Genomic DNA, 14,896 nt, shown 5'->3' on the forward strand with positions numbered 1-14,896 from the left:
CACGGCACCCCCCGAAAGGACCCCCGGAACATGAGCATCAACGTGCCAGAGGCCGCCCAATTCGCCCCAGGTGTACTGGTTCGAGCACGCGGCCGTGAATGGGTCGTGCAGCCCGGCTCTGATGCCGAGCTGCTGGTGCTGCGCCCCCTCGGCGGCGCACAGGACGACCTGGTCGGCGTGCTTCCCGCGCTGGAAAAGGTCGAGACGGCAAGCTTCCCGCCGCCCACCCCGGACGACCTGGGCGACCAGAGCTCGGCCGGGCTGCTGCGGTCGGCGCTGCGCATCGGTTTCCGCTCCGGCGCCGGGCCGTTCCGCTCCCTCGCCCAGCTCGCCGTCGACCCGCGCTCCTACCAGTTCGTGCCGCTGCTGATGGCGCTGCGGCAGGAGACCGTCCGGCTGCTGATCGCCGACGACGTCGGCATCGGCAAGACCATCGAATCGGGCCTCATCGCCGCCGAGATGCTGGCGCAGGGCGAGGCGTCCGGCCTGGCCATCCTGTGCAGCCCGGCACTGGCCGAACAGTGGCAGGACGAGCTGCGCGACAAGTTCGGCATCGACACCGAACTCGTGCTCGCCTCTACCGTGCCGCGGCTGGAGCGTTCACTTGACATCGGCGAGTCGCTGTTCCAGCGGCACCCGAACGTCATCGTCTCCACCGACTACATCAAGAACCCGAGGCACCGCGACGAGTTCATCCGGCACTGCCCGGACCTGGTCATCGTTGACGAGGCCCACACCTGCGTCGCCGCCGGCTCCACCGGATCCCGCGACGGACGCCAGCTCCGCCACGACCTCGTCAGCAAGGTAGCCGCGGACACGTCCCGGCACCTCATCCTCGTCACCGCAACCCCGCACAGCGGCAAGGACGAGGCTTTCCGCAACCTGCTCGGCCTCCTCGACCCCGAGCTGGAAACCGTCCCGCTGGACACCGACGCGGGGCGCCGCCGCCTCGCCCGCCATTTCATCCAGCGGCGCCGCGCGGACATCCGCACCTACATCGGCGAGGAGACCCCGTTCCCCAAGGACCGGGAGAGCAAGGAGGTCTCCTACAAGCTCTCCGCCGAGTACCGGAAGCTGTTCACGGCCGTCCTCGACTACGCCCGCGAGCAGGCCCTCGACGAGAGCGACGGCGTCGTCCGGCAGCGCGTCCGCTGGTGGTCGGCCCTCGCGCTGCTGCGCTCTCTCGCGTCCTCGCCCCGCGCCGCCGCGCAGACCCTCCGCACCCGTGCCGCCAACCTGGACGCCAAGACCGTCCCCGAAGCGGACGAGCTGGGCCGCATCGCCGTCATGGACCTCACCGACGACGACTCCACCCAGGCCGTCGACGCCGCCCCCGGAGCCGACCTGGAGGACGCGGACGGCACCGCACCGCAGCAGCGGCTCCGCCGGATGGCGAAGCAGGCCGAGGCCCTCGAAGGCGCGGCCGACACCAAGTTGGGCGAGCTGACCAAGCTCGTGAAGAAGCTGCTCAAGGACGGCTACAACCCGATTGTCTTCTGCCGCTTCATCCCCACCGCCGAATACGTCGCCGAGCACCTGGGCGACGCGCTCGGCAAGAAGACCGAGGTCGTCTCGGTCACCGGCACCCTGTCGCCGAAGCAGCGCATCGCCCGCATCGAACGCATGATCTCCGGCGCTCCCGCCGACGAGGACAACGAAGAACAGACCCGCCCCGAGCAGCGCGTCCTCGTCGCCACGGACTGCCTGTCCGAGGGCGTGAACCTCCAGGAGGGCTTCGACGCCGTCATCCACTACGACCTGGCCTGGAACCCCACGAGACACGAGCAACGCGAAGGCCGTGTCGACCGGTACGGGCAGCGCCGCGACGTCGTCCGCACCGTCACCCTCTATGGGGCCGACAACCAGATCGACGGGATCGTCCTCGACGTCCTGATCCGCAAGCACGCCGAAATCCGCAAGGCCACGGGCGTCTCCGTCGCCGTCCTGGACGAGTCGGACAGCGTGGTCAACGCCGTCCTCGAAGGTCTGCTGCTCCGGGAGGAGGACGCCGAGCAGCTGAGTTTCGACTTCGGGTTTACCTCCAAGCGCGACGACCTGCACGCCGACTGGGTGAGCGCCGCCGAACGCGAGCGCGCGTCCCGTGCCCGCTTCGCCCAGCACGCCATCCACGCGGACGAGGTGGCCCGCGAGGTCACCGAGATCCGCGCCGCGCTGGGTTCGGGTGCCGAGGCCGCCGAGTTCGTCCGGACGGCAGTGGTGAAGCTGCGCGGCCAGATCTCCCGCGAGGCCGCCGACGGCTCGTTCACCGCCGACACGGGCGGGCTGCCGTCCACGCTGATGAGCGGCCTGGAAGCCGTCCTCGGCCCGAAGAACGCCCGCGAGATCGCGTTCCACCCGCTGCCCCCGGTCAAGCGCGGCGAGGCGGCGCTCGTCCGGACCGACGCGACCGTCAACACCATCGCCCGCTTCGTCCTGGACGCGGCCCTCGATCCGAAGCTGGACGACTGGCAGCGCCCGGCCCGCCGCTGCGGCGTGATCCGCACGACCGCCGTGCCGACCCGGACGACGCTGCTACTCGTCCGCTACCGGTTCCACCTCACGCTGCCGACCCGCGACGGTGGCCGCCGTCAGCAGATCGCCGAGGACGCCCGCGTCCTCGCGTTCCGCGGCAGCCCCGCCAAGGCCGAATGGCTCAGCGAGGACGAGGCGCTCGCCCTCCTGGACGTCCGCGCGGACGAGAACACCGCGCCCGAGTTCGCCACCGCCACGGCGACCCGCATCCTGGACGGCCTGGAAACGCTCCGGCCCCACCTCGACCAGTACGGCCGCGACCTGGCCGACAGCCTCCGCGCGTCGCACGCACGCGTCCGCGAGGCCACTCGCCGCCGTGAAACCGGCGTCGTCACCCGCGGCCTTCGCGTCGAGGCCGACCCCAACGCCGACGTCCTCGGCCTGTACGTCTACCTTCCCGTCACCGGAGAGGCCGCCCGATGAGCCGCACCAGCACCCTTCCCCTCGGCATCGCCTCCGTTGGCGGACTTCTCCCCGAAGAGACCCTGCTCCGCATCGCCGGCGGCAACAGCGACCTGCCCGGCGCGAAGCCCGCCGCGTACCACCTGGCCAAGGACGAGACGGTCACCGACGTCGCCGAGCGCTCCTGGACGTACCTACGCGGACGGTACGCCGCGTTCAAGGAGCAGCTCACCGACGGCGACCCGGCCGTCGGCGTCACCCGCGAATACTGGCTCGGACGCCTCTTCCAGGAACTCGGCTACGGCCACCTCCCGCGCGTCCCCGCCGGAGGACTGCCCAGCGACGACGGCGAGAAGCAGTTCGCCATCAGCCACCACTGGCAGCACGTCCCGATTCACCAGCTCGGCTGGGGCGTCGAACTCGACCGGCGCGCAAAGGGCATCCCCGGCGCCGCCGACGCGGCCCCGCAGTCGGCGGTGCAGGAGTACCTAAATCGCAGCGCCGCAGCCCTCTGGGGCATCGTCACCAACGGACGGCTGCTGCGCGTCCTTCGCGACTCCAGCGCCCTCGCCGGCTCCGCCTACGTCGAGTTCGACCTCGAAGCCATCTTCGAGGGCGAGGCGTTCGACGCGTTCGTGCTGCTGTACCGGGTCGCGCACTCGTCCCGGTTCGAGCACCAGGGCGAGGACGCCGGCCCGGCCTCCTGCTGGCTGGAGAAGTGGCGCCAGGAAGCCATCGACTCCGGCGCCCGCGTCCTCGACCAGCTCCGCGTCACCGTCAAGGAAGCCATCGAGACCCTCGGCACCGGCTTCATCCAACACCCAGACAACCAGACTCTTCGGGACGCGCTCAAGGACACCGACAACAAGGCCGTCACCCCGGAGACCCTGCACCGCGCGCTGCTCCGGACTGTCTACCGCCTGTTGTTCCTCTTCGTCGCCGAAGACCGCGAGGTCCTGCTCTCCCCGGACGCGCCCCAGACGGCCCGCGACCGCTACACCACCTACTTCTCCACGGACCGCCTCCGCCGCATCGCCGCCCGCCGCCACGGCGGCCGCCACGCCGACGAGTGGCAGGCCGTGACGCTCATCCTGGACGGCCTGAACCAGGAAGGCGGACGTCTCGAACTCGGCCTCCCCGCCCTCGGGGGCATCTTCGAGCTCTCCGATGCTGACCACGCCCTGCACGGGCTCTCCCTCACCAACGAGCACCTGTTCAACGCGGTGCGGTCGCTGTCGCGCGTCCACGACCAGAAGGCCCGCCGCATCCGCCGCGTCGACTTCAAACACCTCGGCTCGGAGGAACTGGGGTCGGTGTACGAGTCGCTGCTGGAGTACGTCCCCAAGCACGACCCGGCCAAGGGCGCCTTCGAGCTGCGGCAGCTCAGCGGCAACGACCGCAAGACGAGCGGCTCGTACTACACCCCGTCCTCCCTGATCGACACCCTCCTCGACTCCGCCCTTGAGCCCGTCATCGACGACGCGGTGAAGTCCGGCAACACCCCCGAGGAGCAGGAGGACGCGCTCCTCGCCCTCACGGTCTGCGACCCGGCCTGCGGCTCCGGCCACTTCCTCGTCGCCGCCGCGCGCCGCATCGCCAAGCGCCTCGCCTTCATCCGCACCGGCGACCCGGAGCCGTCCAACGAGGCGATCCGTCACGCCCTGCGCGACGTGGTGTCCCGGTGCATCTACGGCGTGGACATCAACCCGATGGCGGTCGAGCTGGCCAAGGTCTCCCTCTGGCTGGAGGCCCTGGAGCCCGGAAAGGCCCTGACCTTCCTCGACGCCCACATCAAGGTCGGCAACGCCCTCCTCGGCACCACCCCGAAGTTGCTGGACGCCGGCCTGCCCGACGACGCCTTCAAGGCCATTGAGGGCGACGACAAGAAGTGGGTCACCGCCCTCAAGAAGCGCAACAAGGGGGAGCGCGAGGCGTACGAGAAGCGCCACCTCGGCGTGCAGGGCGAACTGTTCGACGAGACCGGCCTGCGAGCCGGCAACCACGGCCTGGCCCGCCGCGCCGCCGCCATCACGGACGCCCAGAGTGACGACCTGACCCACGTCCACGCCCAGCAGAACGCGTACCAGGAGCTGCAGGAAGCGTCCGAGTACCTGGAGCAGAAGGAACTCCACGACGCCTGGTGCGCGGCCTTCGTTTGGACGAAGAGGGAGGACCACGCCCCCGCCATCACTACCCGCGACCTCATCAAGCTCAGCCAGGACGCGGACACGCTCGCCCCGCGCAGCCGCGCCGAACTGCGGAAGCTGGCCAAGCAGTACCGCTTCTTCCACTGGCACTTGGAGTTCCCGACCGTCTTCACCGTCCCTGAGGATGAGAACGCCCCCGGCACCGACCCCCGAACCGGCTGGACCGGCGGTTTCACCTGCGTCCTCGGTAACCCCCCGTGGGAGCACCTTGAGCTTAAGGAGCAGGAGTTCTTTGCTGCGCGGGCACCCGAGATCGCAGAAGCTGCTGGGGCAACGCGAAAGCGCATGATCGCTGCACTCAAAGATGATTCCAGCGCGAAGATGCTCTGGCGAGAATACGAGGATGCTAAGCGGCGGGTTGATGTAAGTCGGAGGATGCCTTCCAATTCTGGCGCCTATCCGCTCTGTGGACGTGGCCGCGCTAAGAGTGACGCGCTGTTTGCTGAACTTGGCACCACGATCATTAGTCGGTCCGGGAACATGGGCATGGTAGTGCCCACCGCAGTCGCCACCGATGACACTACGAAATACTTCTTTCGTGACCTCGTGGAGCGGCGGGCTATAGCCATGCTTTATGATTTTGAAAACCACGGGAAGCGTTTCTTTGGGAGTGTCGATTCAAGGTACAAGTTCTGCATTCTGTCCCTGGTGGGACGGGCAAAACGAGAGGCGAAGCCCGACTTTGCCTTCTTTGTACGCGATGTCGAGGAACTCCGCGAGGTCGACAAGCATGTTCCTCTCACGCCCGACGAAATTCTCCTGGTTAATCCGAATACAGGCACTTGCCCAATTTTCCGTTCGCCACGTGACGCGCGTATTACGCTAAACATCTATCGTCGTATCCCAGTGCTGCTGAAGAAGGGAGATTCGAACGGAAACCCTTGGAGCATCAGCTTCATGCAGGGGCTTTTTAACATGACTTCGGACTCTCATCTCTTCCGTGAGCGAGAGGATCTCGAAACGGACGGCTGGCGCCTACAGGGCAATGTCTTCACTCGCGGCGACCAGCGCTACTTGCCTCTGTACGAGGCCAAGATGATCCACCACTATGATCATCGGTGGGCAACATATGAGAACGATGGCGCTATCCGCGACGCCACTCTGGCCGAGAAAATGGACCCGAGTTTCGTAGTTATGCCTCGCTACTGGGTCCCGGAATACGATCTCTCAAGTGGAGAGCTCGATAAGTATGGAAAGCCGATTATGTACTCCGGTGTCAACTCTCGTCTCGCCGCAAAGCGCTGGTATCATGACTGGCTCCTCGGCTGGCGGGATATCTGTCGTGCGACTGACGAGAGAACTACTATCGACGCGGCCTTCCCGAAGGTAGGCGTCGGCAACAACCTTCCCATCATGGTAACGCCTGAGGCGGCGGACTTGACGCTTTGTCTCGTGTCTCAGCTCGGCTCGTATGTCTCTGATTACGTTGCGCGGCTCAAGAATGGTGGGACTCACCTAAACTTCTTTGTTTATGAGCAACTGGCCGCGTTGCCTCCAAGTACCTACCGAGAGCCGACCGCCTGGTCGCTTGATGTACCCTTGAATCGGTGGCTTGTTAGGCGCATTGCTGAGCTCAATTGCGTTTCACGAGATATGTCAGGCCTGGCGCGAGAGGTGGTTGGCGCAGCGCAGCTGTTCCGGTGGGATGAGGAGCGACGGCGGTTGTTGCGGGCAGAGTTGGATGCGGCCTTCTTCCACCTGTACGGGATCGAGCGGGACGACGTCGACTACATCATGGAGACGTTCCCGATCGTGAAGAAGAAGGACGTCGCGGCGTTCGGGTCGTATCGGACCAAGGAGCTGATCCTTGAAGTGTACGACGCCATGGCGCAGGCCATCCGTACCGGAGAGCCGTACAAGACCATCCTCGACCCGCCCCCCGGCGAAGGCCCCCGCCACCCGGAGTCCTCTCGGCCGGCTTGAGGTAGGTCGGTCACCTGGTACCGGGTCGGTGGCGGTTCGAGCCGGTCGGCTCCCGATCCCGGCCCTGCGTGCCTCTGGATACCTGAGCACCTATTACGATGCCTCTGCGTCTCTTGCCAGTGGCGCCTCGTGAAGGCATTACCGCTGTGCCGTTGGTGGGGTGCGAACCCCCGGACTTTATAGGAAGTGTTATGTCGGCTGACGACCTGGTTGGCGATATTGAGCGTGACCAAGCTGCCACCGTGCTACGCGAAGCGTATTCCGCAGGCAAGCTGACGGGTGAAGAGTTCCATGAGCGCCTGGAAGCCGCTATGGGCGCCAGGACGGAAGGTGATCTCGACCGGACGCTCACTGGTCTAGGTGGTTGGAACGCTATAAAGCCAGGCATGAAGTTCCGTCCGAGGTACGCGGTCGTCGCGGCTTCACTCGTCGCTCTTATAGCCGGAGGCGGCCTGGTCTGGAGTCAGGTTTCTGGCGGTGAGGAAACGAAAAAGGCGAGCAGCAACCAGAAGAAGACGGTGACGATCACAGTCGAGACCGAGAGCCCCGCCCCGGGATCCGGTTCGCAGTCACCTGCTACGGAGGACGTCAGCAAGCTGTACAAGGCGGCTCGGAGCAAGATGAAGGTGAACTGTCCCGGCGGATTCTGCTATTCGGACATCTACCTCACCATCAAGAACGTAGACAGCAAGGTCCACGAGTTCTGGTTGGACTACGTAGGGCTGGACAGCAGGGGCGTCATCGTCTACGAAGGAACTACATCGACTGGGAAGCTCGAGCCAGATGAGGCTAAGAAGCTCCAGCTATCGGCTTCCGACAACGAAAACCCGAAGAACAAGGTGGTCAAGATTCAGGTGAAGCCGATCAGGCTTACTGCTTGGGCGCCGGCCTCCTAGCGAGCTAGGGATTACCGTTGCTCCCGCGGTACTCCGGATGCCGGCTTTCTCAAAGTTCCTGGCAGTCGCTTATGTAGGTGGAGGGAGCGTTTATGTGGCGACGAGGCAATAAATTTTTTGTCCTGTATGTGACGGTAAGCCTGGTGGCAACTGTGCTGGCGTGTGCCTTTCTTGTCCGAGAGACGCGTAATGCCGACGGATCTGCAACTTATGAGGCGGAAGATACCCAAGCGCGCCCTGCGATGGTCGTGGCGGAGCGGAAGTACCAACCGGCTAGATCCCAACCCCATACGACCTGGGTGACGACTGGGTGCCGGCAATATACAAGCTGGGGAAACTGTATGCTGCCGGAAAGGCGGCCGGTAACCACCTATGCGACTGTCCCGGAAGCTTATTACGTGACCGTTTGGAGTAGACTGGACAACGCTACAAAAACGTTTACGGTGACCGCCGCTGAGTACGAGCGATGCAGCGTCGATGCACCCTGGCCCGACTGCCGTGGCTGAGGCGGCGGGCGAGCCAGGGTGCCGATTCGCTAAATCGTCCCGCCGGGCACGGTAGGCGAGACCAGAGAGCCCGGGTCATCGAGCCAGATGTGTCTCACCAGCGCTTCGAGCATCCTGGCGACGATGTGCGGCGCGCTGGCCGAGCTGGCCGGCCAGATCCCTCGCTCGGTGGCCCCGTCATCGACCTGCGTGATGATCGAGCCGGCGGAGCGGGCCAGCTCGAGTCACTGCCCCAGACCGTCCGGTCGGCGCAGGGGAACCCGCCCAGCCATCCTCCCTGCGCCCCCAGACGACATCGGGACTGAACGCTTCACGCGGGACTCGCCTGAGAATATCGGCGACGGTCGTCCCGGCTGACCTGTACTGCCACACCCACTATGGGGCATCTCCCGACGCTGACGGGCGAAGCTGATGAGGGGCCGAGCCCGCCTCGACGGGCTCGGCTGGCGGCTGCCTATGCCTTGGTGGAACGAACGGTCAGGATGAAGTGAGCCCACTCTTGGCGGGTGAAGGCCAGAATGGGACCGTTGCCACACTGCTTGGTGTCGCGTACGCCGATGGTGCCGTGGGGGGAGCGGCCTACTTCGACGCAAGTGGAGTCCGGGACGCTGTGCGTCGACTTGCGCCAGCCGCTGTACTGCTGCTTCACGTTACGGGCCTGCCTGTTCGCTCAGCCGGTCGGCCGCGTCCGTCAGAAGAGAGAGGCTCTCTAGGGCGGGAAGTGCAGCCTGCCGGAGCCGGTCATGTAGACGTTCATACCCTGCCACCTCACTCAGGGTTGTGTGAACCAGGCAGTTGCTGGTCTCAGCGACGACCAGCAATGGGTCCTGCGGGTCGGGGAACGAGTAGATCGTGTAGGCCGATGCCGGAAGTCGGGTCGCTGGGACGCGGGCGTCCAGCGGGAGGACGAGGACGGTGAAGCGCGGTTCGTGGGTCACGAGCTGAACCATGTGGCGAAGTTGCGTCGCCATGATTGCGGAAGGAACAGCCAGTCTCTTCAAGACGAACTCATCGATGATGACTTCGACCGTTGGACCTCCAGGGCGGAAGACGTTCTCCTGCCTTCGCTGACGTGCTTCCACGCTCTTCTCGGGCACGTAATTGAGCTTGGATCCATCGAGCTTGTCAAGCTCGATGAGTGCCCAGTTGTATTCGAGACACTGCAGAAGCCCAGGAAGGGCGGTCTGGTTGTACTCGTGGATCGTGGCGGCGCCGGACTCGATGTTGGCGTACATGCGTTGCCGGGCGCCCATGGCATCGCCGTAGGAGTCCCACCAGCCGCGCGCGTTGGCATCGAGCGCGATCTCGATGATCTCTTGGGTCTGCTCACGGGGGACGCCGAGTGCATTAAGGATGTTCGAGACGTCGCCGACGTCGGGGCGGGTGCGGGCGTTCTCGAGCTTGGAGATCGTCGTGCGGGAGCGGAAGATCGCTTTGGACAGCTCGTCGGCGGTGATGCCGCGCTGCTCGCGCAGGGTCCGTAGTTCGGTGGCGAGTCGTTGCCGGCGGACGAAGGGACTGGTCACCGGTGACCTCCGTGATCGGGCCGGTGAGGGCTGGGGGCAAACTGCTGACCGGGGACAGTCGAACTTATGACTAAGGGTTATCATGTGACCGCTCAGCGTGTCATCGATTGCCGCTGTCTCGAACGGGTCTCGACGAATGTCTTCGTGCCGAGGATGAACGTGCGCATCCGTGCACGTTCACGAATGCGCACGTCGTCGTCCGAACGAGGCACCTACGCCTCCGCGCGCGACTCCGGTGCGACCGGCGGACCGGACGCCGCAGCGGGGGGTGCGCACCGGGGCAGGGCGACGCTTCGCTAACCGGCGCTGTGCGGCAGGGTGGGCGGGACGGCGTTGTCCGGGCGGTCGAGCCAGATGTGCTGCGTCGTGGCGGTCACGGTGAGGCCGAACCGCGTGACGGCCGGCTCGCCCATCTCCTCCCAACGCTCGCGGGTTCGGTGCCTGACGTCCTGCGGCATCCGCTGATCCCGCAGCGGCATGAACCAGGCGGGGGACGTGAAGCGCCCTTCGGCCGTCCCGTCCTCCCCGCCGATGAGGACCGCCAGCGGATCGTCGGGGTGGAAAGTCGGTCCCCAGGGGGCGAGGATGCGACCGCCCGGCCGCGTCTGCCGCACCCACGCGTAAGGCAGTCGGCACGCCGCGGCCGTGGCGATCACGCGATCGTAGGGAGCGTTCGCGGCGTGGCCATGCGTGCCGTCCCCGGTCACCACCTGGACGCGGCAACCGGCTCGCGCGAGCGCGGCACGGGCCTGCTCGGCCAGACCGGGGTCTATCTCGACCGACGTGACGTTCTGCGGCCCGGCCAGCTCCGCCAGCAGCGCCGCGTTGTAACCGGTGTCAGGTAGGACCGCCGCATTACTGCGGCGGTCCCCCTTCAGAACCGTGCGTGCCACTTTCGCGGCACACGGCTCAAGCGAATCCTGTTGGCGTCACGGAGGTGAAGCACGCAGGTGCGCAGACGGCTGCTGCTCCAGCCGTTTTACGCAATGTGAGTGGAGGAGTTGTGCCGGTGGCTTCCGATCGCAATCGCTCCCAGGTTCCGTCTGGACGACCGCTTGATAGCGGATCGCCTTACGGATTCCGGTAAGCCATACCGTCCAGTCATCAGGGTGTTGTGGCTCAGTATCAGCGAAGAGTAGATACTCGCCGCAGAGCGGGCACTGTCCGTTTTGGTGTCGCATCATTGCAAGGCGACCATCTGACAGTGGCGGCCTTTGTTTGCGCCGCCTCCGCGTCCAGTATTCAGCCAGCTCCGGGTCGTCTGGGGAGGCGTTCCCAGCGACCATCACGTGTCGGACGATCGGGGTCCAGGCAAGCTTGATGAGATATCGACCCGTGGCTTGGTCGCCGAAAATCCATCTGGCTTGACTGGCGGGGTTGAACGCTCCGAAATAACGGCTAGCGACCCATTTTCTCGGTTTGTTCGGGTGGCTGCGAACCGCCCAGCGATAGACAGCCCACCAGAGGTAGTCGTCGATTTCGCTGAAAGTCCGCTTAGAGACCCCGTTCCGGTAGTAGGCGGCCCAGCCTCGTAGGATCGGGTTGAGGGTTGCGATCACTTCGAGCGCGTTGCTCCCGCGTAGTCTACGCAGTTCATTACGCAGCTTTTCGCGGAACCGGGCCACCGCCGCAGGGCTCGGTTTAATCAGGAGCTTGCTTCCCTTATATCGCCGGACGTTGTACCCGAGGAAGTCGAAGCCTTCATCGACATGGACGATTTTCGTCTTTTCGTCGTTGAGGGCCAGTCCCCTCGGCGCCAGCCAAGAAGCGAGCCGTGCTTTGACTTCTTGCGCCTGCTCACGGGTGTGGCACAGGGCTACATAGTCGTCCGCGTACCTGATCAGGATAGGACTTGCGGGTGCCGTCTTTCCGGCATGTACGCCGTCCGTTCGATACCTGACTCCCGCGGCCTCTTCCATTCCGTGGAGCGCGATGTTCAGCAGCAGTGGGCTGATGACGCCCCCTTGCGGGGTGCCCTCAGCGGTCGGGGCGAACCTCCCGCGTTCCATCATTCCGGCTTTCAACCATGCTCGTATCCATTCCGTGGCGGGGAAGGTTCCCAGCGTGGAGATGAGCCGCTGGTGGTCGATGCGGTCGAACGCCGCCGCCAGATCGGCATCGAGTATCCAGGTACGCTTTGAGAGTTTCCCTCGCAGCGCACGGTAGATTGCCTCGATTGCGTCGTGGCAGCCACGGCCCGGTCGAAAGCCATATGATCTCGGCTCAAACCGCGCCTCCCACTCGGGTTCCAGCGCGTTCAGCACCAGGGCCTGCAAGGCCCGGTCCCGGAGGACGGGAATTCCGAGCGGCCGCTGCTTTCCGTTGCTCTTCGGGATGTACACACGCTTGACCGCCATCGGTGTCCAAGTATGCGCATCAGAACAACACCATTCGACCAAAGCCGACTTGGAGTTGTCGGTAAGCGCGGTGAACCCACCTACCCCTGGCGTCTTACGTCCCGCGTTGATCTCCGTCACGCGTCGTACCGCTACGAGAACGTTCGACCGTGACCGGAGCATCAGTTTCTGCAAATTACGGACCTGCTTGAGGTCTCCTCTCCGCGATGCTGTGAATATCCGGTGGCGCAGACGTCGTACGTCCCCTTCTACTCTTCTCCAGTCAACAGACTTCCAGTCGAAGAGTCCGCCCTCGGGTCCGTTCGCTTCCAGGGTTCCTGGAGCGTCCAACTTGCCCCTTGATTCCGTCGCCGTCGCCATCTTCGTCCTCACAGATTCACCAGACCCGCGTGGGCTCCCTTTCGGGCCGGGCACACCGCCCGTATCCGGCCGGTTATCCGGGCACTCGATGGAGGGATCTCGTTGCCTCACCCGGTTTCCCGTTTCCTTTCGGCTGCCGGCATTCGCTTCTCGGGCCTTCCCAGTCCCGCTGGAGAGTTGGGCTTTCCTTGCGGTCGGCTTACCAGGCTTCCGCGCTTGGACTCCAACGGGGTTTCCACGTTCCGCACGTGCAAGGTGCGACCGGATTGGGTGCTCTCTATACCCCGGGACAGTGGTGCTCTCCCGACCATCACAGGCTCAACGATCGGCACGTGCCGCTTTTCAACGGCCAGTCCTGTACGGCCCTTATCATCTTCCATCTACGGGCCTTAATCGTAACGAGGCATCAACGAGAGTTCACTGACGGTGACTGGTCAGCTACTTGAGAACGTGTGAGCTGTTTCAGGCGGTGGAGGGCAACCAGGGGCGTCGGAGGGCGAGCTGGGTGAGTGCGTCCAGGAGGCCGAGCCGTGTTTGGCGGTGGTGGCCAGGTAGGAGCGGATGACGCAGAATTGTTCGGCTCCGGTGAGGGTGCGCAGGCAGCCCGAGACCTTCTGCCTGATCTTGATCATCCGGATCTCGCGTTCTGCCGCGTTGTTATCGAACGGTACCCGCGCGTCCACGGTGAACCGTAGATGATCGTCGTGGCGTTCCAGCAGCCGGCGAGCCAGCGCGTTGTGGTCTTTCTCCAGGCTGGTGGCCCGGGCCGCGGTCGCCTTCACACCCAGGCGGGCAGCGGAGCGGAAGGCGTGCTTGGCCGCGGCCATCTTCGCCCCATCCAGGCCGTCCAGGGTGCCGTCGCGGGCGAGCGAGGCCTCTACCAGGCGTTTCATGGTGCGCAGGGCGTCGGCGGCCTGAACCGCCCAGCACCAGACACCCTCGCCGCCGGCTGCGTTGTGGTGGTCCAGGACGGCCTGCAGCTCGCGCAGGACGTGGGCGTTGCAGCGAGCGTGCACGGCCTGGTCATAGGTGTCATAGGGCGCCCACCCGTCGTGCACCGCGACCCCACCGAAGTGCGGCAGCACCCCGGCGGCGTCCATCGCCTCGACCCCGCGCTTGCCGTGCACCGTGAGCAGCACGTACTTGCCCGTCGAGGCCGAGTGCACCCACCGCAGCCGACCCGCGACCCGCAGCGCGGTCTCGTCGAAGTGCACCACATCGGCACGGGTGAGCCGGGCACGGATCTGCTCGGTGAACCCGCCCGCTCGCCCCAGCCCCGCGGCCGCCCGCGCCGTCATCGCCGCGACCGTCCCGGCCGAGACCGGCGTGCCGAACAGCTCGGCCAGCGCACGCGCGGTGCGGTCCTTGGACAGGAACTGACCGACGTACAGATAGACGACGATCGCCGTGACGTTCGGGCCGTACTGCACCGGCGCATCCACCCCCGCCGGGGCGTCCGCGCGGGTCACCGTCCCGCACCCGCACCGCCGCTTGACCAGCTGATGCTCGGTCACCCTGACACGGATTTCCGGAAGGTCGAACACCTGGCGCCGCTCCACGCCGGCCCCGGCCGCGCCCGACAGGCCCCCGCCGCAGCCCCAGCACCGGCCAGGCTCATGCCGCACCCGCCGATCAGGCTCGGCAACCTGGCACAACGTCTGCCCCCGGTGCCCGGCCTGCCCGCCCGGCCGCCGGCCACTCTTCCCCCGCAACGACTTCGGCGGCGGCTTGGCCGGCCCATCCGACGACGGCGGCTTGGAGGAGTTCGAAGAGTTCTTCCCCAACTGCGCCTCAAGCTCGGCGATCCGGGCCTCCGCCCGCTCCAGCCGAGCCGACAACTCCACCACCAGCGCCGCCAGCTCGTCATAGGAGGGCTTGTCAGCAGCGGGCACCACACCATGATCGACAGTCAGGCCACTGTGTTCAAATCGGACACCTCTAGCGGACCTGACCAGTCACCACTGACGTTCACCCGCCCGGTCTTTCCCGACCTGTGGCTCCTGGATGGAACAGAAGCCCTTGGGCCATTCTCTGGGCTTCGCACCCCGCGATTACTCACGACGCACGCCAGAGCGGGAACAGGTCTTGAGCACTGATACGGCAGCTGTAATTTTGGTCCTGACCTGCTGTGATCATGGTGTGGTTTCGGCGTAGGTGTGCCAGGCGTGGTGACAGGTTCGGGCTCGT

General features: G+C 65.6%; 8 protein-coding genes. 3 read left to right on the top strand and 5 right to left on the bottom strand.

What is annotated here, in order from left to right; all coding sequences use genetic code 11:
- Window positions 1–30: 30 nt before the first annotated feature.
- The 3 genes from ACGFK0_RS13310 to ACGFK0_RS13320 all read left to right on the top strand — a co-directional run bounded on the left by ACGFK0_RS13310 (window position 31) and on the right by ACGFK0_RS13320 (window position 7,960).
- Complete coding sequence (locus ACGFK0_RS13310; protein ID WP_392904012.1) at window positions 31–2,955, top strand: helicase-related protein; 2,925 nt, start codon at window positions 31–33, stop codon at window positions 2,953–2,955.
- Window positions 2,952–7,064, top strand: coding sequence for an Eco57I restriction-modification methylase domain-containing protein (locus ACGFK0_RS13315; RefSeq protein WP_392904014.1), 4,113 nt, complete (start codon window positions 2,952–2,954; stop codon window positions 7,062–7,064). Before ACGFK0_RS13310 ends, ACGFK0_RS13315 begins: the two co-directional genes overlap by 4 nt.
- 191 nt (window positions 7,065–7,255) lie before the next feature.
- A complete protein-coding gene (locus ACGFK0_RS13320) occupies window positions 7,256–7,960 on the top strand; it encodes a DUF1707 domain-containing protein (RefSeq protein WP_392904017.1) in 705 nt (234 codons plus the stop codon).
- Window positions 7,961–8,920: 960 nt separating this feature from the next.
- On the opposite strand, the gene ACGFK0_RS13325 is transcribed toward ACGFK0_RS13320, so the two are convergent.
- From ACGFK0_RS13325 to tnpC, 5 genes are all read right to left on the bottom strand, one after another.
- Window positions 8,921–9,115: a DUF397 domain-containing protein gene (locus ACGFK0_RS13325; RefSeq protein ID WP_392904019.1), complete on the bottom strand. Its 195-nt coding sequence runs from the start codon at window positions 9,113–9,115 to the stop codon at window positions 8,921–8,923.
- A 1-nt stretch (window position 9,116) separates the two neighbouring features.
- Complete coding sequence (locus ACGFK0_RS13330; protein WP_392904021.1) at window positions 9,117–9,992, bottom strand: helix-turn-helix domain-containing protein; 876 nt, start codon at window positions 9,990–9,992, stop codon at window positions 9,117–9,119.
- A 296-nt stretch (window positions 9,993–10,288) separates the two neighbouring features.
- Complete coding sequence (locus ACGFK0_RS13335; protein ID WP_392904023.1) at window positions 10,289–10,885, bottom strand: methyltransferase domain-containing protein; 597 nt, start codon at window positions 10,883–10,885, stop codon at window positions 10,289–10,291.
- Between the two features lie 36 nt (window positions 10,886–10,921).
- Window positions 10,922–12,709: a group II intron reverse transcriptase/maturase gene (gene ltrA / locus ACGFK0_RS13340; protein WP_392904026.1), complete on the bottom strand. Its 1,788-nt coding sequence runs from the start codon at window positions 12,707–12,709 to the stop codon at window positions 10,922–10,924.
- A 434-nt stretch (window positions 12,710–13,143) separates the two neighbouring features.
- Window positions 13,144–14,601 (bottom strand): IS66 family transposase, encoded by a 1,458-nt coding sequence (gene tnpC / locus ACGFK0_RS13345; protein ID WP_392904029.1) that lies wholly within the window; start codon window positions 14,599–14,601, stop codon window positions 13,144–13,146.
- Window positions 14,602–14,896: the final 295 nt, after the last annotated feature.

This window comes from Spirillospora sp. NPDC048823 (assembly GCF_043198445.1).
Taxonomy (GTDB): domain Bacteria; phylum Actinomycetota; class Actinomycetes; order Streptosporangiales; family Streptosporangiaceae; genus Spirillospora.